17 protein-coding genes are annotated in these 17,741 nt (G+C 65.5%); 13 read left to right on the top strand and 4 right to left on the bottom strand.

Annotated elements, in window-relative coordinates; translation table 11 throughout:
* Nucleotides 1-14: 14 nt before the first annotated feature.
* Entirely contained in the window at nt 15-944 is a 930-nt protein-coding gene (locus tag CTA01S_RS09210; protein ID WP_019561961.1) for a branched-chain amino acid ABC transporter permease, read from the bottom strand.
* Between the two features lie 269 nt (nt 945-1,213).
* Nucleotides 1,214-2,527 carry a replication-associated recombination protein A gene (locus CTA01S_RS09215; RefSeq protein WP_019561962.1) on the bottom strand — a complete coding sequence of 438 codons (1,314 nt, stop codon included), beginning with the start codon at nt 2,525-2,527 and terminating at the stop codon, nt 1,214-1,216.
* A gap of 54 nt (nt 2,528-2,581) precedes the next feature.
* Between CTA01S_RS09215 and argG the strand changes: the two genes are divergently transcribed.
* Nucleotides 2,582-3,961, top strand: a complete 1,380-nt coding sequence (argG, locus tag CTA01S_RS09220; RefSeq protein ID WP_198150840.1) for an argininosuccinate synthase — start codon at nt 2,582-2,584, stop codon at nt 3,959-3,961.
* A gap of 231 nt (nt 3,962-4,192) precedes the next feature.
* Nucleotides 4,193-4,513, top strand: a complete 321-nt coding sequence (ppnP, locus tag CTA01S_RS09225; protein ID WP_019561964.1) for a pyrimidine/purine nucleoside phosphorylase — start codon at nt 4,193-4,195, stop codon at nt 4,511-4,513.
* Between the two features lie 8 nt (nt 4,514-4,521).
* On the opposite strand, the gene murB is transcribed toward ppnP, so the two are convergent.
* Entirely contained in the window at nt 4,522-5,538 is a 1,017-nt protein-coding gene (gene murB / locus CTA01S_RS09230; RefSeq protein WP_019561965.1) for a UDP-N-acetylmuramate dehydrogenase, read from the bottom strand.
* 48 nt (nt 5,539-5,586) lie between these two features.
* On the opposite strand from murB, the gene CTA01S_RS09235 reads away from it, so the two are divergent.
* The 9 genes from CTA01S_RS09235 to CTA01S_RS09275 all read left to right on the top strand — a co-directional run bounded on the left by CTA01S_RS09235 (nt 5,587) and on the right by CTA01S_RS09275 (nt 15,340).
* A complete protein-coding gene (locus tag CTA01S_RS09235; RefSeq protein ID WP_019561966.1) occupies nt 5,587-6,075 on the top strand; it encodes a YajQ family cyclic di-GMP-binding protein in 489 nt (162 codons plus the stop codon).
* A gap of 5 nt (nt 6,076-6,080) precedes the next feature.
* Nucleotides 6,081-6,731: a retropepsin-like aspartic protease family protein gene (locus tag CTA01S_RS09240; protein WP_062194816.1), complete on the top strand. Its 651-nt coding sequence runs from the start codon at nt 6,081-6,083 to the stop codon at nt 6,729-6,731.
* Nucleotides 6,732-6,854: 123 nt separating this feature from the next.
* Nucleotides 6,855-8,051 carry an acyl-CoA dehydrogenase family protein gene (locus tag CTA01S_RS09245; protein WP_062194821.1) on the top strand — a complete coding sequence of 399 codons (1,197 nt, stop codon included), beginning with the start codon at nt 6,855-6,857 and terminating at the stop codon, nt 8,049-8,051.
* Between the two features lies 1 nt (nt 8,052).
* Nucleotides 8,053-9,195 (top strand): acyl-CoA dehydrogenase family protein, encoded by a 1,143-nt coding sequence (locus CTA01S_RS09250; RefSeq protein WP_019561969.1) that lies wholly within the window; start codon nt 8,053-8,055, stop codon nt 9,193-9,195.
* Nucleotides 9,196-9,266: 71 nt separating this feature from the next.
* Nucleotides 9,267-9,974, top strand: coding sequence for a pseudouridine synthase (locus tag CTA01S_RS09255; protein WP_062194825.1), 708 nt, complete (start codon nt 9,267-9,269; stop codon nt 9,972-9,974).
* 9 nt (nt 9,975-9,983) lie between these two features.
* On the top strand, nt 9,984-10,982 hold the full coding sequence (locus tag CTA01S_RS09260) for a bifunctional riboflavin kinase/FAD synthetase (protein ID WP_019561971.1): 999 nt from the start codon (nt 9,984-9,986) through the stop codon (nt 10,980-10,982).
* 90 nt (nt 10,983-11,072) lie between these two features.
* Nucleotides 11,073-13,952, top strand: a complete 2,880-nt coding sequence (ileS, locus tag CTA01S_RS09265) for an isoleucine--tRNA ligase (protein WP_062194828.1) — start codon at nt 11,073-11,075, stop codon at nt 13,950-13,952.
* Nucleotides 13,952-14,473 (top strand): signal peptidase II, encoded by a 522-nt coding sequence (lspA, locus tag CTA01S_RS09270; RefSeq protein WP_019561973.1) that lies wholly within the window; start codon nt 13,952-13,954, stop codon nt 14,471-14,473. Before ileS ends, lspA begins: the two co-directional genes overlap by 1 nt.
* Before the next feature lie 60 nt (nt 14,474-14,533).
* Nucleotides 14,534-15,340 (top strand): DUF2189 domain-containing protein, encoded by an 807-nt coding sequence (locus tag CTA01S_RS09275; protein WP_232301033.1) that lies wholly within the window; start codon nt 14,534-14,536, stop codon nt 15,338-15,340.
* Between the two features lies 1 nt (nt 15,341).
* Here CTA01S_RS09275 and CTA01S_RS09280 read toward each other — a convergent pair whose 3' ends face one another.
* Entirely contained in the window at nt 15,342-16,325 is a 984-nt protein-coding gene (locus CTA01S_RS09280; RefSeq protein WP_062194835.1) for a quinone oxidoreductase family protein, read from the bottom strand.
* Between the two features lie 84 nt (nt 16,326-16,409).
* On the opposite strand from CTA01S_RS09280, the gene CTA01S_RS09285 reads away from it, so the two are divergent.
* Both CTA01S_RS09285 and CTA01S_RS09290 read left to right on the top strand, forming a co-directional pair.
* Nucleotides 16,410-16,718 carry a putative signal transducing protein gene (locus tag CTA01S_RS09285; RefSeq protein ID WP_026330360.1) on the top strand — a complete coding sequence of 103 codons (309 nt, stop codon included), beginning with the start codon at nt 16,410-16,412 and terminating at the stop codon, nt 16,716-16,718.
* A gap of 42 nt (nt 16,719-16,760) precedes the next feature.
* The gene (locus tag CTA01S_RS09290; RefSeq protein ID WP_019561977.1) at nt 16,761-17,657 is read left to right on the top strand and encodes a DMT family transporter; all 897 of its coding nucleotides are present in this window, start codon (nt 16,761-16,763) and stop codon (nt 17,655-17,657) included.
* The last annotated feature ends 84 nt before the right edge of the window (nt 17,658-17,741 follow it).

Raw genomic sequence — 17,741 nt, forward strand, 5'->3', positions numbered from 1 at the left:
TGTCTCCGGCAGCCTCAGGCACGGTCGGCCACGCGCTCGCCCAGCAGGCCCGAGGGTCGCAGCGTGAGCACCAAGATGAGCACGATGAAAGCGAAGATGTCCGAGTAATGGCTCCCCAGCACGCCACCGGTCAACACTCCCAGATAGCCGGCACCGATGGCCTCGATCAGGCCCAGCAGCACGCCACCGACCATCGCGCCGGTGAGGTTGCCGATGCCACCGAACACCGCGGCGGTGAAGGCCTTCAACCCAGGCAGAAAACCCATGGTGTGCTGCACGGTGCCATAGTTGGCCGCCCACATCACGCCGGCCACCGCCGCCAGCACGGCGCCGATGACGAAGGTGGCCGAGATCACCATGTCGGGCTTGACGCCCATCAGGCTGGCCACCCGGGGATTTTCCGCCGTGGCCCGCATCGCGCGGCCCAGCTTGGTGCGATTGACCAACCACAGCAGTGCAGCCAGCAGCACGACGGTGGAGGCCAAGATCGCGATTTGCGTGACCGTGATGACCGCCCCACCGATGGGGATGGCCTCGGTCGGCAGCAACTGGGGATAGGGTTTGGGATTGGGCTTCCAGATGATCATCGCCAGCGTCTGCAACAAGATGGACATGCCAATGGCGGTGATCAGCGGGGCCAGTCGAGGCTGGCCGCGCAGCGGCCGGTAAGCCACCTTCTCGATCGTGAAGTTCAGCGTGGCGCACACGACGATGGCGCACAGCAGCGAGACGAGCATCATGGCCCAGCCCGGCATGCCGGGGGCCGCCTCCTGCAGATGCGTGACGATCATCCAACTCGTCATCGCCCCCACCATCAGCACCTCGCCATGGGCGAAATTGATCAGGCTGATGATGCCGTAGACCATCGTGTAGCCCAGTGCCACCAAGGCATACATGCTGCCCAGCACCAGGCCGTTGATGACCTGTTGTATGAAGATGTCCATCAGTCGGTCTCCGACGAAAACCCAAACGACGCCGCTGACGGCGCGGCTTGCGCATGCGAGTGCAAGTTCTGGACCCGAACCAGGCTTGCCCCGCCACACCCTCAAGCTGCGACGAATCTAGGCGCTAAAGCGAAGCCGACCACGAGGGGACAACCCGCCCCCCGAGCGGTCGGCTCGAAAAGTGGCGCGGATTGTAGCGACCTTGCCTATGGTGAAATCTTCGGGGTTTTCCCTTCAAATGCAGTGATTCCAACGAAGATTCTGAAAAATCATCGTCTTTTGATCGACTGTTCGTCCTTGGCACGCAGTTCTTCGAGTTTTTCACCGATGCGAATCTCCAGCCCCCGGTTCACGGGGTGATAGAAGCGCTGGGGCTCGATCGCATCGGGAAAGTAGCGCTGCCCGGCGGCATAGGCATCTTCCTCGTCATGGGCATAGCGGTAGTCGCGGCCATGGCCGAGATCCTTCATCAGCCGCGTGGGCGCGTTGCGCAGGTGCAAGGGCACTGGGCGCGTGCCGTCGGCCTGGACGAAGGCGCGCGCGGCTTTGTAGGCGGTGTAGACGGCATTGGACTTGGGGGCCACGGCCAGATAGACCACCGCCTGCGCCAGGGTCAGCTCGCCTTCGGGCGAACCCAGGCGCTCATAGGTTTCGGCCGCATCCAGCGCCAGACGCAGGGCACGTGGGTCGGCCAGACCGATGTCTTCGCTGGCCATGCGAATGAGCCGCCGGGCGATATAGCGCGGATCGACCCCGCCGTCGAGCATGCGAGCAAACCAATACAGCGCCGCATCGGGATCCGACCCGCGCACCGATTTGTGCAGCGCCGAGATCGTGTCGTAGAACTGCTCACCGCCTTTGTCGTAGCGACGCAACTGCTCGCCCAAGGCACGCTCCAACAGCGCCTCGTCCAGCTCGGCGGGCCCCTGCGGCTGCGCCACCCGCACGAGGTTCTCGTAAGTGTTGAGCAGGCGGCGCGCGTCGCCATCGGCATAGGCGATCAGGCGCGCGCAAGCAGACGCACTCAATGGCGGTGCCTGCAGCAGCGCGCGCGCGCGGTCCAGCAATGCACGCAAGTGCGGCTCGCCCAGCGGCTGCAACACGTGCACCGTGGCGCGCGACAACAGCGCCGAATTCACCTCGAAGGACGGGTTTTCGGTGGTCGCGCCGATGAAGGTGAACAGCCCCGACTCGACATGCGGCAAAAAGGCATCTTGCTGCGCTTTGTTGAAACGATGCACCTCATCGACGAAGACGATGGTGCGCCGTCCCTGGCTCTTGGCCACTTGGGCCTGCTCGACCGCCTCGCGGATGTCCTTGACCCCGCCAAGCACGGCCGAAATCTGCAGGAACTGCGCGTCGAAGGCCTCGGCCATCAAACGTGCCAAGGTGGTCTTGCCCACCCCGGGCGGTCCCCACAGAATCATCGAATGCGGCCGCTTGGACTCGAAGGCCACGCGCAGCGGCTGCCCCGGACCGAGCAAGTGGGCCTGACCGATCACCTCGTCGAGCGAACGCGGTCGTAAACGCTCGGCCAAGGGCGTGTCGTCGGCAGGCTCGGGGGAAGAAAACAAATCGGCCATGCCGGCATTGTGGCAGGCCCTTGCCGCTGGGCAGCGCAGGGGGCGCCTAGAATCATGGGGTTATCCTGGAGACCTCCCGTGGCAGCGATCATCCTGCAAAAACTTCCCGTCGGCCAACGCGTCGGCATCGCCTTCTCCGGTGGCCTGGACACCAGTGCCGCCGTGCACTGGATGCGCAGCAAGGGTGCCATCCCCTGCGCCTACACCGCCAACCTGGGGCAGCCCGACGAGTCCGACTACGAGGACATCCCGCGCCGCGCCAAAGCCTATGGCGCGGAAATCGCCCGCTTGGTGGATTGCCGCGCCCAACTCGTGGCCGAAGGCATCGCCGCCATCCAATGCGGCGCCTTCCACATCCGCACGGGCGGGGCCATCTACTTCAACACCACCCCACTGGGACGCGCAGTCACCGGCACGGCGCTGGTGGTGGCCATGCGCGAGGACGGCGTCAACATCTGGGGCGACGGCTCCACCTTCAAAGGCAACGACATCGAGCGCTTCTACCGCTATGGCCTGCTGGCCAATCCGGCACTGAAGATCTACAAGCCCTGGTTGGACCAGGCCTTTATCGACGAGCTGGGCGGCCGCAAAGAGATGAGTGAGTATCTCGCGGCCCATGGCTTCGACTACAAGATGAGCGTCGAGAAGGCCTACTCGACCGACTCCAACATGTTGGGCGCCACCCACGAGGCCAAGGATCTGGAATTTCTCGACAAAGGCATCACCATCGTCAACCCGATCATGGGGGTGCCGTTCTGGCGCGAAGACGTGGTGATCCAACCCGAGGTCGTGCGCGTGCGCTTCGAAGAAGGCGTGCCGGTGGAAATCAACGGGCGCAGCTTCGCCAATGCCGTCGAGCTCTTCGCCGAGGCCAACGCCATCGGTGGCCGCCATGGCCTGGGCATGAGCGATCAGATCGAGAACCGCATCATCGAGGCCAAGAGCCGGGGCATCTATGAAGCCCCGGGCATGGCGCTGCTGCACATTGCCTACGAGCGCTTGGTGACTGGCATCCACAACGAAGACACCATCGAGCAATACCGCATCAACGGTCTGCGCCTCGGTCGGCTGCTGTATCAAGGCCGCTGGTTCGACCCGCAATGCCTGATGCTGCGCGAGACGGCCCAACGTTGGGTGGCACGCGCCATCACCGGCGAGGTGACGCTGGAGCTGCGCCGCGGCAACGACTACTCGATCCTGGACACCACCAGCCCCAATCTCACCTATGCGCCGCAGCGCCTGTCGATGGAAAAGGTGGAAGACGCCGCCTTCACTCCGGCCGACCGCATCGGCCAGCTCACGATGCGCAATCTGGACATTGCCGACACGCGCGACAAGCTGGCCATTTACAGCCGCACCGGGCTGTTGGGCGCGGCCAGTGGCGGCAGCATTCCGCTGTTGGCCGGCAAGGGCCCTGCCGACGAAACCTCGTGATGCGTGGGAGCCGGTGGCCGCTCGGTGAGCGGCCACCTCCCTGCTCGAATCCTGCCTTTGTTCAGGATTCGCCCCGTTTTACTGACCACCCACCGAGGCGACATCCGCCACCGGCGTCAACCAAGAGTGTTCCAGTTTGGCTGCGGCTCGACCATCCCTCGTGAGAGGGGGGCGACGCTTGCCGCAGCCGCCCCTCGTGATCCCCGCTCTCGTGATCGATAGGCACCCTTCATGACCACCCCGCAGATTTCCAACGTCACCGTCCACACCCAGGCCAATGTCTATTTCGACGGCCGCTGTATCTCCCACACCCTCACCCTGGCCGATGGCACGCGCAAAAGCGTGGGCGTCATCCTGCCGTCCACACTGAGCTTCAATACCGGAGCGCCCGAGGTGATGGAGGCCGTCGCCGGTGCCTGTGAGGTGCTGCTGCCGGGGCAGTCGCACTGGCAGCGCATCGAAGCCGGGCAGTCATTCGCCGTGCCGGGGCAGTCCAGCTTTCAGATCCGGGTCGAAGGCACGCCCTTCCACTACATCTGCCACTTCGGCTGACTCGCAGCTCACACCACGACCGGCTCGGGCTCCAGCCGGATGCCGAAGCGGCCATAGACGCTTTCCTGGATGGCCCGAGCCAAGGTGACGACCTCGGCCCCGCGTGCGCCGCCGAGGTTGACCAGCACCAGTGCCTGCTTCTCGTAGACGCCGGCACGGCCCACCGTCTTGCCCTTCCAGCCGCACGCATCGATGAGCCAGCCGGCGGCCAGCTTGAACGTGCCATCGGGCATCGGATAGTGCACGATGGCCGGGTCGCGGCCGATGATGTCCCGACATTGTTCCGGTGTGACCACCGGGTTCTTGAAAAAGCTGCCGGCATTGCCCATCACGGCCGGATCCGGCAGCTTGGCGCGCCGGATCGCGCAGACCCAATCGAACACCTGGCGGGCATCCGGGGCCGTGATGCCGGTCTCGGCCACGCGCCGTTGCAGATCCAGATACCCCAACACCGGCTGCCACGGCCGCGGCAGACGCAGACGCACCCGGGTGATCAGGCTCTTGCCCGCCAAGGCCTGCTTGAAAATGCTGTCGCGGTAGCCGAAGCGGCACATGGCCGCATCCAAGGTCACGCTGCGCCCGGTCACCAAGTCCACCGCATCGAGGGACTCGAAACGATCCTTCAGTTCCAAGCCATAGGCCCCGATGTTCTGCACCGGCGCTGCGCCCACGGTGCCGGGAATCAACGCAAGGTTTTCCAAACCGGGCAGCCCCTGCGCCAGCGTCCAGGCCACCAGCTCGTGCCAGGACTCGCCCGCGCCGGCCTCGACGATCCAGGCGTCGGGCCGCTGCTCGACGATGCGCCGACCGCGCACCTCGACTTTGAGCACCACGGCCGTCAGATCCCGGGTGAGTACGATATTGCTGCCGCCGCCCAGCACGAATTTAGGCGCGGGGCCCAGGACGGGATCGGCCAGCACGGCTCGCACGTCGGCATCGCTGGTGATCCTCACCAAGCGCTGCGCCTGCGCCGGCAGGCCAAAGGTGTTGTAGGGCTTCAGGCTCACGCCCGTCTCGATTTGCATGGCAGAATTTTCCCCGATTGCCAGCTGCTTGCCAGACGCTTAGCCACCATGCCCAGCTTCGACACCGTCCTGGAGCCGAATTTCGTCGAGCTCCGCAATGCCGTGGACCAGTCCAACAAGGAAATCGGCAACCGCTTCGACTTCAAGGGGTCTAGCGCCAAGATCGAGCTGAAGGACAAAGACCTCACGCTGTATGCCGACAGCGACTTCCAGATCGGTCAGGTGATGGACATCCTCCTGGCCAAGCTGGCCAAGCGCGGCGTGGACGTGCGCTTCGTCGACAGCAGTGCCAAGATCGAGAAGATCGGCGGCGACAAGGTCAAGCAGCCCTTGAAAATCAAGGCTGGCATCGACACCGAGCTGGCCAAGAAGATCCAGCAGATCATCAAAGGCAGCAAGCTCAAAGTGCAGGCCGCCATTCAGGGCGACACCGTGCGGGTCAGTGGCGCCAAGCGCGACGACTTGCAAGCCGTCATCGCTCTGCTGCGCAAAGAAGTCACCGAAGCGCCGCTGAGCTTCACCAATTTCCGCGACTGACCCCCATGCGAGCGGCCAGCGCTTGGCTCCTCGGACTGGCCACCGCCTTGGGCCAGCCCGTCTGGGGCCAGACCGTGGCCATGACAGGCCACATGGGCGCAAAGGCCCTGCTGGTCATCGACGGCGGACCGCCACGTGCGGTGGCTGCTGGCAGCACCGTGCAAGGCGTCAAAGTGCTGAGCGTCTCGCCCACCGAAACGGTGGTGGATGTCGCCGGCCAACGCCGCACCGTGGTGCTGGGCGCCGCACCGGTCAGCCTTGGGCGTGCCAGTGCGGCCGAGGGCCGTGGGTCGCGCATCGTCCTCAGCGCAAGCTCAGGCGGACATTTCCGCGCCCAAGGCAGCATCAACGGGCGGGTCGCACAGTTCTTGGTGGACACCGGTGCCACCACCGTCGCGCTGGACCGCGCCCAAGCCCAACGGCTGGGTGTGGACCTCGGCCAGGCCGCCCCCACGCAAGTCCAAACCGCCAACGGCGTGACCGTCGCGCATCGGGTCACCCTCGGGTCCTTGCGCGTGGGCGACGTGGAGCTGCGAGAGGTCGAGGCCCTGGTCGTGCCCCACGAGTTGCCCTATGTCTTGCTCGGCAACAGCTTTTTGTCGCGTTTCCAGATGAAGCGCGAGAACGACCAACTCGTGCTCGAACGCCGTTACTGAGCGGGCTGGCCGCACGATGTGCGCGCACCGATGTCGCCCCTGGGACAGCCCGTATCGAACGAACGTGCGTACACTGTCTGTTGCGACCGGCGCGGCTGCCGGCGTGGCCATCAGGAGACAGCCATGGATTTGAACTTCACCGCCGAAGAGCTTGCCTTTCGCGACGAGGTGAGATCTTGGGTGCGGGCCCACCTGCCTCAGGACATCGCCCACAAAGTCCACAATGATCTGCGGCTGACCAAGGACGATTTGCAACGCTGGGCGAAGATCCTTGGCAAAAAGGGGTGGCACGGCTATGGCTGGCCCAAAGAGTTCGGCGGCCCCGGCTGGAACGCCGTGCAAAAACACCTCTTCGAGGAAGAATGCGCCTTGGCCGGCGCCCCGCGCATCGTACCTTTCGGACCGGTGATGGTCGCCCCGGTGATCATGGCTTTCGGCTCGGCGGAGCAACAGCGGCGCTTTCTGCCCGGCATCATGAGCGGAGAAGTCTGGTGGTGCCAGGGCTATTCGGAGCCGGGCTCGGGCTCTGACCTGGCCTCACTGAAAACCCGCGCCGAGCGCCGCGGCGACAAGTACATCGTCAATGGCCAAAAAACCTGGACCACGCTGGGCCAGCATGCCGATTGGATCTTCTGCCTGGTACGCACCTCCACCGAAGGCAAACCGCAAACCGGCATCAGCTTTTTGCTGATCGACATGAAGTCGCCCGGAATCACCGTACGCCCCATCATCACGCTCGACGGTGAGCACGAGGTCAACGAAGTCTTCTTCGACAATGTCGAAGTGCCGGTAGAAAACTTGGTCGGCGAGGAGAACAAGGGCTGGACCTACGCCAAATACCTGCTGGCACATGAGCGCACCAACATCGCCGACGTCAACCGCGCCAAGCGCGAGCTGGAGCGACTCAAGCGCATTGCCCGCGCCGAGCGCAGCGGTGGCCGCCCCCTCATCGACGACCCGCGCTTCCGCGACCAGATCGCCCAGCTCGAAGTCGACATCGTCGCTCTCGAGATGATGGTGTTGCGCGTGCTGTCCGCCGAACGCGGTGGCAAGAAGGCGCTGGACGTGGCCGCCTTGCTGAAGATCCGCGGCTCGGAGATCCAGCAGCGTTACACCGAGCTGATGATGCTGGCTGCAGGCCCCTACGCATTGCCCTTCATCTTCGAAGCGATGGAAGCCGGCTGGCAGGGCGACTACATCGGCGCCATGCACTGCGCACCGCTGACCTCGACCTACTTCAACATGCGCAAAACCACGATCTACGGCGGCTCCAACGAAGTGCAGCGCAACATCGTGGCGCAAATGACCCTGGGGGTGTGAGATGGACTTCGATTTTTCCGACGACCAGGAACAACTGCGCGATGCGGTCAAGAAGTGGGTCGCCAAGGCCTATGACTTCGAGCGCCGACGCCGCATCGTCAAGGCCGGCGGTTTCTCCCGTGAAGCCTGGGGCGAGATGGCCGAGCTCGGCCTCATGGGCTTGGCCGTGCCGGAAGCCCACGGTGGCATGGGCTTCGGGCCGGTCGAGGCCATGGTGGTGCTGGAAGAACTGGGCCGTGGCATCGTGCTCGAGCCCTACGCCGCCGTCGCGCTGGTGGCCACCAAAGGTTTGAGCGCTTATGGCTCGGCCGAGGTGCAAACGCAATGGCTGCCGCGCATCGCGCAAGGCTCGGCCCTGGTGGTGCTGGCGCACCAAGAGCGCGAGGCCCGCCATGTGCTGCGCCATGTGACGACCCGTGCCTGCGAAGCAAACGGCCGTTGGACCCTCGACGGGGCCAAGAGCGTGGTGCCCGTCGGCGACCTGGCCGACGCCTATCTCGTGCCGGCGCGTGTGTCCGGAGCCGACGATGCCGCCGAGGGCATCGCGCTGTTCCTGGTGGAGCGTGGCGCTGCCGGCGTGCAAACGCGCGGCTATCCCATCCAAGACGGCAGCCGCGCTGCCGAAGTGCGTTTCACCCACAGCCCAGCCACGCTGCTGGCCGGCCCAGACCAAGGCCTGCTCGCCCTGGAATCGATGGCCGACGTGGCCATCGCCGCCCAGTGCGCCCAGGCCGTGGGCGCAATGGATCAGCTCTTTGCCATCACGGTGGACTATCTCAACACCCGCAAGCAGTTTGGTGTGCCCATCGGCACCTTCCAAGCCCTGCGTCACCGTGTGGCCGACATGAAGATGCAGCTCGAACTGGCCCGCTCGATGAGCTACTACGCCACGCTCAAGCTGGGCGAGCCGCACGAGCAGCGTCGCCGCGCGATCTCGCAGGCCAAGGTACAACTCGGCCAGTCGATGCGCTTCGTGGGCCAGCAGGCCATCCAACTGCACGGTGGCATCGGGGTGACCGACGAATACATCGCGGGCCACTATTTCAAGTTCCTCACCACCCTGGAGCTGAGTTTCGGCGACACCTTGCACCACCTGGGCGAAGTGTCCGATCGCATGCAAGACACCGCCGGCGTCTTTGCCTGAACTGGTGTAGGCTCCACTGCGCGGCTAGCCAGCTGCCCGTAGGCGGCTGGCTCATTGTTTTCAAACCCATCATGCAGCTGCGCGACGTGCTCTTCAGCCAGGGTTTCGGCACCCGACGACACTGCGAGGCCCTGATTCGGACCGGGCAGGCCAGTATCGCAGGCCGGCGCTGTCTCGATCCGCAGGAGCCGGTGGCCACCGACGGCCTGGTGTTCTGCGTCGAGGGCCAAGAATGGCCTTTTCACGCCCACGCCCTGCTGATGCTGCACAAGCCCGCGGGCTATGAATGCTCGCAAAAGCCCTCGGCCTGGCCCAGCGTCATGACCTTGCTGCCCGGTCCCTTGCGCAACCGGGGTGTGCAGCCGGTGGGTCGGCTCGACCAAGACACCACGGGCTTGCTCCTGCTCACCGATGACGGCGCCCTCATCCACCGCCTCACATCGCCCAAACACCACGTGCCCAAGATCTACGAGGTCGTCACCGACGAGCCCGTGACCCCCGAACAGCTGAACCGACTGCGATCCGGCGTGGTGCTGCGCGACGATCCCCGGCCCGTGCGTGCCACCGCCTGTGAAGCCACCGGGACATGCTCACTGCGCTTGACCCTCACTCAGGGCAAATACCATCAAGTCAAGCGCATGATGGCGGCCGTGGGCCACCGCCTCCAACGGCTGCACCGCAGCGGTTTCGGCGCCCTGCGCCTGCCGGACGACCTGCCCGAGGGCCAGTGGCGCTGGCTTGACAGCCCTGCGGACATCTTCGGTTCGGCCGTCGGATAATCGGCTCCCATGCGTGTCTTCCGCGGCTTTCACCATCAGGGACTGGCGCCGGCCTGCGCCCTGACCATTGGCAACTTCGACGGTGTGCACCGGGGCCACCAAGCCATGCTCGCCCTGCTGCGCAACGAAGCGCAGCACCGTGGCCTGCCCAGCTGCGTACTGACCTTCGAGCCGCACCCGCGCGACCATTTCGCCCGGGTCTTGGGCAAGCCCGAACTGGCTCCCGCGCGCATCGCCCCGCTGCGCGACAAGCTCACCGAGCTGCAACGCTGCGGCATCGACCAAGTGGTGGTGCTGCCCTTCGATCAGCGACTGGCCAGCCTCGCACCCGAAGCCTTCGTGGACGAGGTGCTGGTGCAGGGCCTGGGCGCGAAGTATGTGCTCGTGGGCGACGATTTCCGCTTCGGCGCCAAGCGCGCCGGCGACTATGACCTGCTGGACCGGCTGGGCGAGCAACGCGGCTTCGACGTGGCTCGCATGTTGAGCTATGAGGTGCATGGCCTGCGCGTCTCCAGCTCGGCCGTGCGCGAAGCCCTGGCTGCCGGCGACATGGAACGGGTCGCCAGCCTGCTGGGTCGTCCATACAGCCTCAGCGGCCATGTGATCCATGGCCGCAAGCTCGGCCGCGACTTGGGCTTTCGCACTCTCAACCTGCGCTTTCCCCATCCCAAGGCGGCAGCTCAGGGCATCTTCGCGGTGCGCACCTACGGCTTGACCGACCAAGCGCTCGACGGCGTAGCCAGCCTGGGCCTGCGCCCGACGGTGGAGCATGGCGGCCGCTTGCTGCTGGAGGTGTATTGCCTGGACTGGCCGGCCGTGCTGGGGCCCGAGGGGGGCTACGGTAAAATCGTGCGGGTGGAACTGCTGCACAAACTGCGCGACGAAGCCCGCTACGACACGCTGGAGGCACTGAAGGCCGCCATCGATCAGGACGTGGCCCACGCCCGCGCCTACTTCGCCTCGCTGCACAGCCGCACGCGCCGCCAAACCACGCGCGACCGAATTTGACGCCCGCTGAGCGCGGCGACATCGGGCCTGCGCCTGCCCTGCCCTCGACCGGCCCGAGACCCTGAAAGCGCCTTCGCGCGCCCCACGACCATGAGCGACGCCAAAGACTACCGATCGACGCTGAACCTGCCCGACACCCCCTTCCCCATGCGGGGCGACCTGCCCAAGCGCGAGCCGGGCTGGGTGAAGTCCTGGGACGAGCAGGGCTTGTACCGGCGCCTGCGCGAGGCCCGTTGCGGGCGGCCGAAGTTCATCCTGCATGACGGCCCGCCCTATGCCAACGGCAAGATCCACATCGGGCATGCGGTCAACAAGGTCCTCAAGGACATGATCGTCAAGGCGCGTCAGCTCGCCGGCTTCGACGCGCAGTACATCCCTGGCTGGGACTGCCACGGCTTGCCGATCGAAAACGCCATCGAAAAGCTCCATGGCCGCGGCCTCAGCCGAGGGGACATGCAAACCAAAGCCCGCGCCTTCGCCACCGAGCAAATCGCGCAGCAAATGGCCGATTTCAAGCGTCTGGGCGTGTTGGGGCAATGGGATGCGCCCTATCGCACGATGGATTTCGTGAACGAGGCCCACGAAATCCGTGCCTTCAAGCGCGTGATGGAACGCGGCTTCGTCTACCGCGGCATGAAGCCGGTGTACTGGTGTTTCGACTGCGGCTCCTCGCTGGCCGAGTTCGAAATCGAGTATCAAGACAAAAAGAGCCAGACGCTGGACGTGGGCTTCCTGTGTGCCGAACCCACCAAGCTGCTGCAAGCCTTCTTCCGCGACACCGGGCTGCCCCACGGCAACCCCGAGGGCCTGCAAGCTCGGCCGATGTATGCCGTGATCTGGACCACCACGGCCTGGACGATTCCGGCCAACCAGGCGCTCAACCTGAACCCTGAGATCGTCTACGCCCTGGTGGACACGCCGCGCGGCCTGCTGGTGCTGGCCGAATCCCTGGTGCAAACCTGCCTTCAGCGCTACGGGTTGGAAGGCCAAGTGCTGGCCACGACCCAAGGCCGCGCGCTGGAGCAGATTCGCTTCCATCACCCGCTGGCGCATGTGCATCCAGGCTACGACCGACTCTCGCCAGTCTATCTGGCCGACTACGCCACCGCCGAGGACGGCACCGGCATCGTGCATTCGGCTCCGGCTTATGGCGTGGAAGACTTCAATTCCTGCGTGGCCCATGGCCTCAAGCACGAGGACATTCTCAACCCCGTGCAGGGCCACGGCGCCTACGTGGCGGAGCTGCCGTTGTTTGGCGGCCAAAACATCTGGAAAGCCTGCGCGGACATCATCGAGACACTGCGCGAGCATGGCCGGCTGTTTGCCACCGAAACCATCACCCACAGCTACCCGCATTGCTGGCGCCACAAGACCCCGGTCATTTACCGGGCCGCGGCGCAATGGTTCGTGCGCATGGACGAAGGCGAGGGCATCTTCACCAAAGACAAAGCCCCCAAAACCCTGCGCCAGATGGCGCTGGAAGCCATCGAGCACACCCAGTTCTATCCCGAGAACGGCCGCGCCCGGCTGCGCGACATGATCGCCAATCGGCCGGATTGGTGCATCAGCCGCCAACGCAGCTGGGGCGTGCCGCTGCCCTTCTTGCTGGACGTCCACAGCGGTGAGCCGCACCCGCGCACGCCCGAGATCATCGACCTGGCCGCCGAGGTGGTCGAAGCCGGCGGCATCGAAGCCTGGAGCCGGCTCACCGTGGCCGAGATCCTGCAGCGCATCGGCGACGACACGGACCCGGCACGCTACACCAAGAGCACCGACATCCTCGAGGTGTGGTTCGACTCGGGCACGACGCACACCACCGTGCTCAAGGGCAGCCATGCCGGCGCCGGCCACGACAGCGGCCCCGAGGCCGACCTCTATCTGGAAGGCCATGACCAGCACCGCGGCTGGTTCCATTCCTCGCTGCTGACGGCCTGCGCGATGTACGGCCGCGCCCCCTACCGCGGCTTGCTCACCCACGGCTTCACCGTCGATGGCCAAGGCCGCAAGATGAGCAAGTCCTTGGGCAATGTCGTGGCGCCTCAAGAGGTGAGCGACAAGCTCGGTGCCGAGATCATCCGGCTGTGGGTGGCCTCCACCGATTACTCGGGCGATCTGGCCATCGACGACAAAATCCTCGCCCGTGTGGTCGATGCCTATCGCCGCATTCGCAACACCCTGCGCTTCTTGCTGGCCAACACCAGCGACTTCGACCCGGCTTCACACGCCGTGCCCATCGAGCAGATGCTGGAGGTGGACCGCTATGCACTGGCGCGGGCCGCCCAGTTGCAACGCGAAATCCTGGCGCATTACGACGCCTACGAATTCCACCCGGTGGTGGCCAAGCTGCAGGTGTACTGCTCCGAGGACCTGGGGGCCTTCTATCTCGATGTGCTCAAAGACCGCCTCTACACCACGGCGGCCAACTCCCACGCCCGTCGCTCGGCCCAGACCGCACTGTGGCACCTCACCCACGGCATGCTGCGCTGGATGGCGCCCTTCTTGAGCTTCACGGCGGAAGAAGCCTGGCAAGTGTTCGCGCCGGGCGCGTCGGTGTCGATCTTCACCGAAACCTTCTGGGGCTTTCCGGCCGCAGGCGACGAAGCCTTGCTGGCCAAATGGTCCCGCATCCGCGAGATCCGTGATGTGGTGAACAAGGAAATCGAGACCGTGCGCGCCGCAGGCCAAGTGGGCGCCTCGCTGCAAGCCACGGTGCGCATCACCGCGGGCCCGGAAGACCATGCCCTGCTGGCCAGCCTGGGCGAGGACTTGAAATTCGTCCTCATCACCTCGGCGGCCACCGTGGTCGAAGGCTCCGAGCTTGCGGTCCAAGTGACACCGAGCACCGCGCCCAAATGCGAACGCTGCTGGCACTACCGCGACGACGTGGGCATCGACACCGAGCACCCCACCTTGTGCGCACGCTGCGTGAGCAACTTGTTCGGGACGGGCGAGTCCCGCAAGGTGGCGTGATGGAGCGCCAGACCGCATCAAAGAGGCGCTGGGGCCTGTGGCTGGGTATTGCCGCGCTCATCGTCGTGCTGGACCAGTTCACCAAGGCCCAGATCCTGCAGCACTACCAGCTCGGCGAGGGCACGCCCATCACCTCCTTTTTCAACATCGTGCGCGTGCACAACCCTGGGGCCGCCTTTTCCTTTCTGGCCTGGGCCTCGGGCTGGCAGCGCTGGTTGTTCATCGCCTTGGGGCTGGCCGCCTCGGTGTTCATCGTCTGGCTGCTGTGGCGCCACGCGGACGAGCCCCTCTTTGCCACGGCCCTCAGCGCCATCCTCGGCGGGGCCGTGGGCAACGTGATCGACCGCACCCGGCACGGCTACGTGGTGGACTTCCTGGACTTCCATGCCGGCGGCCACCATTTCCCGGCCTTCAACCTGGCCGACAGCGCCATCACGCTGGGCGCCTTCCTGCTGATCCTCGACGAGATCCGCCGCCTGCGGCGCGAGCGCCAAAGCGCAGGACGCTCCGGGAAGTCCTGAGCGCCACCCGGGGCGGGCGCTTGCGACAATCCTCGGCACACGATGCCGACCGGTTTTGCCATGAACGCCCCCGAGGTCTCGCCGCCGCCCACCGTCTTCGACCTGCCTCTGCGCCGGCTGGACTGGCGTGACCCGCTGCGCTGGTTGGCGCTGGGTTGGAAAGACTTCATCCGTTGCCCCGGCCTGGGACTGTTCTACGGCGCCTGTTTCGCCGCAATGGGCTGGTTGCTGCTGGCCGTGTACGAAAACGCCCCTGCCTACACGCTGGCACTGAGCGCCGGCTTCCTGTTGATGGGCCCCTTCCTGTGCCTGGGCCTGTACGAGGCCAGCCGCCGGCTCGAGCAAGGCCTGCGCCCCGACCTGGGCAGCTCGCTGCTGGCCTGGGAAGCCAAAGTAGGCACGATGGCCATCTTCGGCGGCGTGCTGCTGATCCTCGAGATGCTGTGGGGCCGGGCCTCCTTGGTGGTGTTTGCGGTCAGCTTCGACCAAGTCCCCGACTTCCAGGGCTCACTGTGGAAGCTGCTCGCCCCCGAACACCTGAATTTTATCCTCACCTACCTGGCCGTCGGTGGAGTGTTCGCCGCACTGATCTTTGCCGTCAGCGTGGTGAGCCTGCCCATGATCCTGGACCGGCACACCGACGCCATCTCAGCCGCGCTCACCAGCCTGAGGCTGTGCCTCACCCAGACCGGCGTGATGCTATGGTGGGGCTTGCTGATCACGCTGCTGGTGGTGCTGGCACTGTTGCCGGCCTTCTTGGGGCTGCTGGTGATCGGCCCGGTGCTCGGCCATGCCAGCTGGCACGCCTACCGCAGCGCGGTGGGCCCCCCGCCGAGGCAGGATCGCGGCCCTGCCCCGGCAACCTGACTCACGGCAACAGCACAGAGGAGCCGGTGGTCTTGCGCGCCTCCAGGTCGCGGTGAGCCTGAGCCACTTCGGCCAGCCGGTAGCGCTGATCGATGCGAATCTTCACCCGGCCGCTGCCGACCATGTCGAACAAGTCATCGGCCATGGCCTGGGTGGATTCCCGCGTGGCCAGGTGGGTGAACAAGGTCGGCCGGGTCACATAAAGCGAACCCTTGGCCGCCAGCGTGGCCAGGCTGATCGGCGGCACCGGTCCCGAGGCATTGCCATAGCTCACCATCAGACCCAAGGGGCGCAGGCACTCCAACGAACGCTCCCAAGTCTCCTTGCCAATCGAGTCATACACCACCTTCACCCCCCGACCCCCGGTGATCTCTTTGACGCGCGCGACGAAGTCTTCCTTGTTGTAATTGATGACATGCGCTGCGCCCATCTCACGGGCCAATGCGCATTTCTCGTCGCTGCCGGCCGTGCCGATGAGCTGCAGCCCCATCGCGCGCGCCCACTGACAAGCGATCAAGCCCACCCCGCCAGCGGCCGCATGGAACAGCACATGGTCGCCTTCTTGCAACCCGCCCTGCGGCTGGGTCTTGCGCAGCAGGTACTGCACCGTCAGGCCCTTCAGCATCATGGCCGCGCCCGTCTCGAAGTCGATGCCATCGGGCAGTTCGACCACACAACGCGCGGGCATGACCCGCACCTCACAGTAAGCCCCCGGCGGCTGGCTGGCATACGCCACTCGCTGGCCGGGCCGCAAGTGCATCACGCCCTCGCCCACCGCCTCGACCACGCCGGCGGCCTCCATGCCCAATGTGAGCGGCAACGCCCCCTGATACAACCCGGTGCGCTGATAAATGTCGATGAAATTCAGGCCGCAGGCATAGTGGCGGATGCGCACCTCGCCGGGGCCAGGCTCGCCAACGCTCACCTCGACGAGCTGAAGTTGCTCGGGGCCGCCGAACTGCTGAATCTGAATGGCCTTGGGCATGTCGTTCTCCTCATTGCAGAGCTGTCAAACCACACGATAAGCCCTCATGGACGAATTTGCAGGCCTGGGGGCATGATGGACGTCATGAAACGACTCACGCAAGCCCCCAACATCGCCGTGGCCAGCCTGTGGGCCGATTGGCTCACCCGTGCCGGCGTGCAAGCCTGCGTGCAACGCTACTTCGCCAGCGGCATCTCGGGCGAGATCCCGCCCGACCAAAGCCTGCCGGAAGTCTGGATCGAGCACCCCGAGCAATGGGACCGCGCCTGCGAATTGCTCGAAGCCCTACGACATCCGCGCGAGCTGCACTGGACCTGTTCGTCCTGCGGCGAGGACATCGACGGCCCCTTCGAGCAGTGTTGGCGCTGTGGCGCTAACATGCCGCGTTCTTGAACCATGCGCTGTCCCGGGGCTGCCTCGGGGCGACCCGTCCCGATGGCCCGCCGCATTGCTCCGTCCACCCTGCTATGGCTCATCCTGCCGCCCCTGCTGTGGGCGGGCAACGCCGTGGCCGGCCGCCTGGCCGTCGGCTCGGTCTCGCCGCTGCTGCTCAATGCGCTGCGCTGGACGATCGCTGCACTCTTGCTGCTGCCCTTGGGCTGGCGGATCCTGAAAGCCGACAGCCCGCTGTGGCCCCAATGGAGACGCTTTGCCGTCCTCGGTCTGCTGGGCATGGGCAGCTACAACGCCTTGCAATACTTGGCACTGACCACCTCCAGCCCGATCAACGTCACGCTGATCGCCGCCAGCATGCCGGTGTGGATGTTGATCGTCGGTGCCTTGTGTTACGGAGAGCGGGCCCGACGAACCCAAGTGCTGGGCGCGTTGTTGTCCTTGGCCGGCGTGCTGTTGGTGCTGTCCCGCGGCCAATGGGACACCTTGCGTCAAGTGCGACTGGTGCCTGGCGACTTGTACATGGTGGTGGCCGTGATCGCTTGGGCGTTTTACAGCTGGATGCTGGCTCGGCCCGCCCCGGGTGAACGCCAGTGGCCCTGGGCGGAATTCCTGATGGCACAAACCGCCATCGGCCTGCTGTGGGCCGGCGGCGCCGCAGTGGGCGAATGGGCGGCCGGATCGGCCCACGTAGAAATCAACGCCTGGGTCCTGCTCCTGCTGGCCTATGTGGCCATTGGTCCCTCGCTGATCGCCTACCGCTGTTGGGGCTTGGGCGTGGCTGCGGTGGGCCCCACCATCGCCGCCTTCTTCGGCAACCTCACCCCCGTGTTCGCAGCCATGATGTCCGCTGCCGTGCTGGGCGACCCACCGCGCTGGTTCCACGCAGCGGCCTTCGTGCTCATCGCCGCCGGCATCGTCGTATCGTCACGCAGATGAGCCATCGAAGCCCCACACCGCTGCAACCTTCACCGTTGCAATTCCCCCATGCGGCAGCCATGCCCATTCTGCCGTTGAGGCGCG

This window comes from Caldimonas taiwanensis NBRC 104434, assembly GCF_001592165.1.
GTDB lineage: Bacteria > Pseudomonadota > Gammaproteobacteria > Burkholderiales > Burkholderiaceae_C > Caldimonas > Caldimonas manganoxidans.

Bases quoted from the DNA above. Each gene is read 5' to 3' on its own strand.
- lspA (WP_019561973.1), top strand. From the start codon at position 13,952: ATGGAGCGCCAGACCGCATCAAAGAGGCGCTGGGGCCTGTGGCTGGGT.
- CTA01S_RS09245 (WP_062194821.1), top strand. From the start codon at position 6,855: ATGGATTTGAACTTCACCGCCGAAGAGCTTGCCTTTCGCGACGAGGTG.
- CTA01S_RS09250 (WP_019561969.1), top strand. From the start codon at position 8,053: ATGGACTTCGATTTTTCCGACGACCAGGAACAACTGCGCGATGCGGTC.
- CTA01S_RS09275 (WP_232301033.1), top strand. From the start codon at position 14,534: ATGAACGCCCCCGAGGTCTCGCCGCCGCCCACCGTCTTCGACCTGCCT.
- CTA01S_RS09215 (WP_019561962.1), bottom strand. From the start codon at position 2,527: ATGGCCGATTTGTTTTCTTCCCCCGAGCCTGCCGACGACACGCCCTTG.
- CTA01S_RS09280 (WP_062194835.1), bottom strand. From the start codon at position 16,325: ATGCCCAAGGCCATTCAGATTCAGCAGTTCGGCGGCCCCGAGCAACTT.
- ileS (WP_062194828.1), top strand. From the start codon at position 11,073: ATGAGCGACGCCAAAGACTACCGATCGACGCTGAACCTGCCCGACACC.
- CTA01S_RS09210 (WP_019561961.1), bottom strand. From the start codon at position 944: ATGGACATCTTCATACAACAGGTCATCAACGGCCTGGTGCTGGGCAGC.
- murB (WP_019561965.1), bottom strand. From the start codon at position 5,538: ATGCAAATCGAGACGGGCGTGAGCCTGAAGCCCTACAACACCTTTGGC.
- CTA01S_RS09285 (WP_026330360.1), top strand. From the start codon at position 16,410: ATGAAACGACTCACGCAAGCCCCCAACATCGCCGTGGCCAGCCTGTGG.
- argG (WP_198150840.1), top strand. From the start codon at position 2,582: ATGGGGTTATCCTGGAGACCTCCCGTGGCAGCGATCATCCTGCAAAAA.
- CTA01S_RS09235 (WP_019561966.1), top strand. From the start codon at position 5,587: ATGCCCAGCTTCGACACCGTCCTGGAGCCGAATTTCGTCGAGCTCCGC.
- ppnP (WP_019561964.1), top strand. From the start codon at position 4,193: ATGACCACCCCGCAGATTTCCAACGTCACCGTCCACACCCAGGCCAAT.
- CTA01S_RS09255 (WP_062194825.1), top strand. From the start codon at position 9,267: ATGCAGCTGCGCGACGTGCTCTTCAGCCAGGGTTTCGGCACCCGACGA.
- CTA01S_RS09260 (WP_019561971.1), top strand. From the start codon at position 9,984: ATGCGTGTCTTCCGCGGCTTTCACCATCAGGGACTGGCGCCGGCCTGC.
- CTA01S_RS09290 (WP_019561977.1), top strand. From the start codon at position 16,761: ATGGCCCGCCGCATTGCTCCGTCCACCCTGCTATGGCTCATCCTGCCG.
- CTA01S_RS09240 (WP_062194816.1), top strand. From the start codon at position 6,081: ATGCGAGCGGCCAGCGCTTGGCTCCTCGGACTGGCCACCGCCTTGGGC.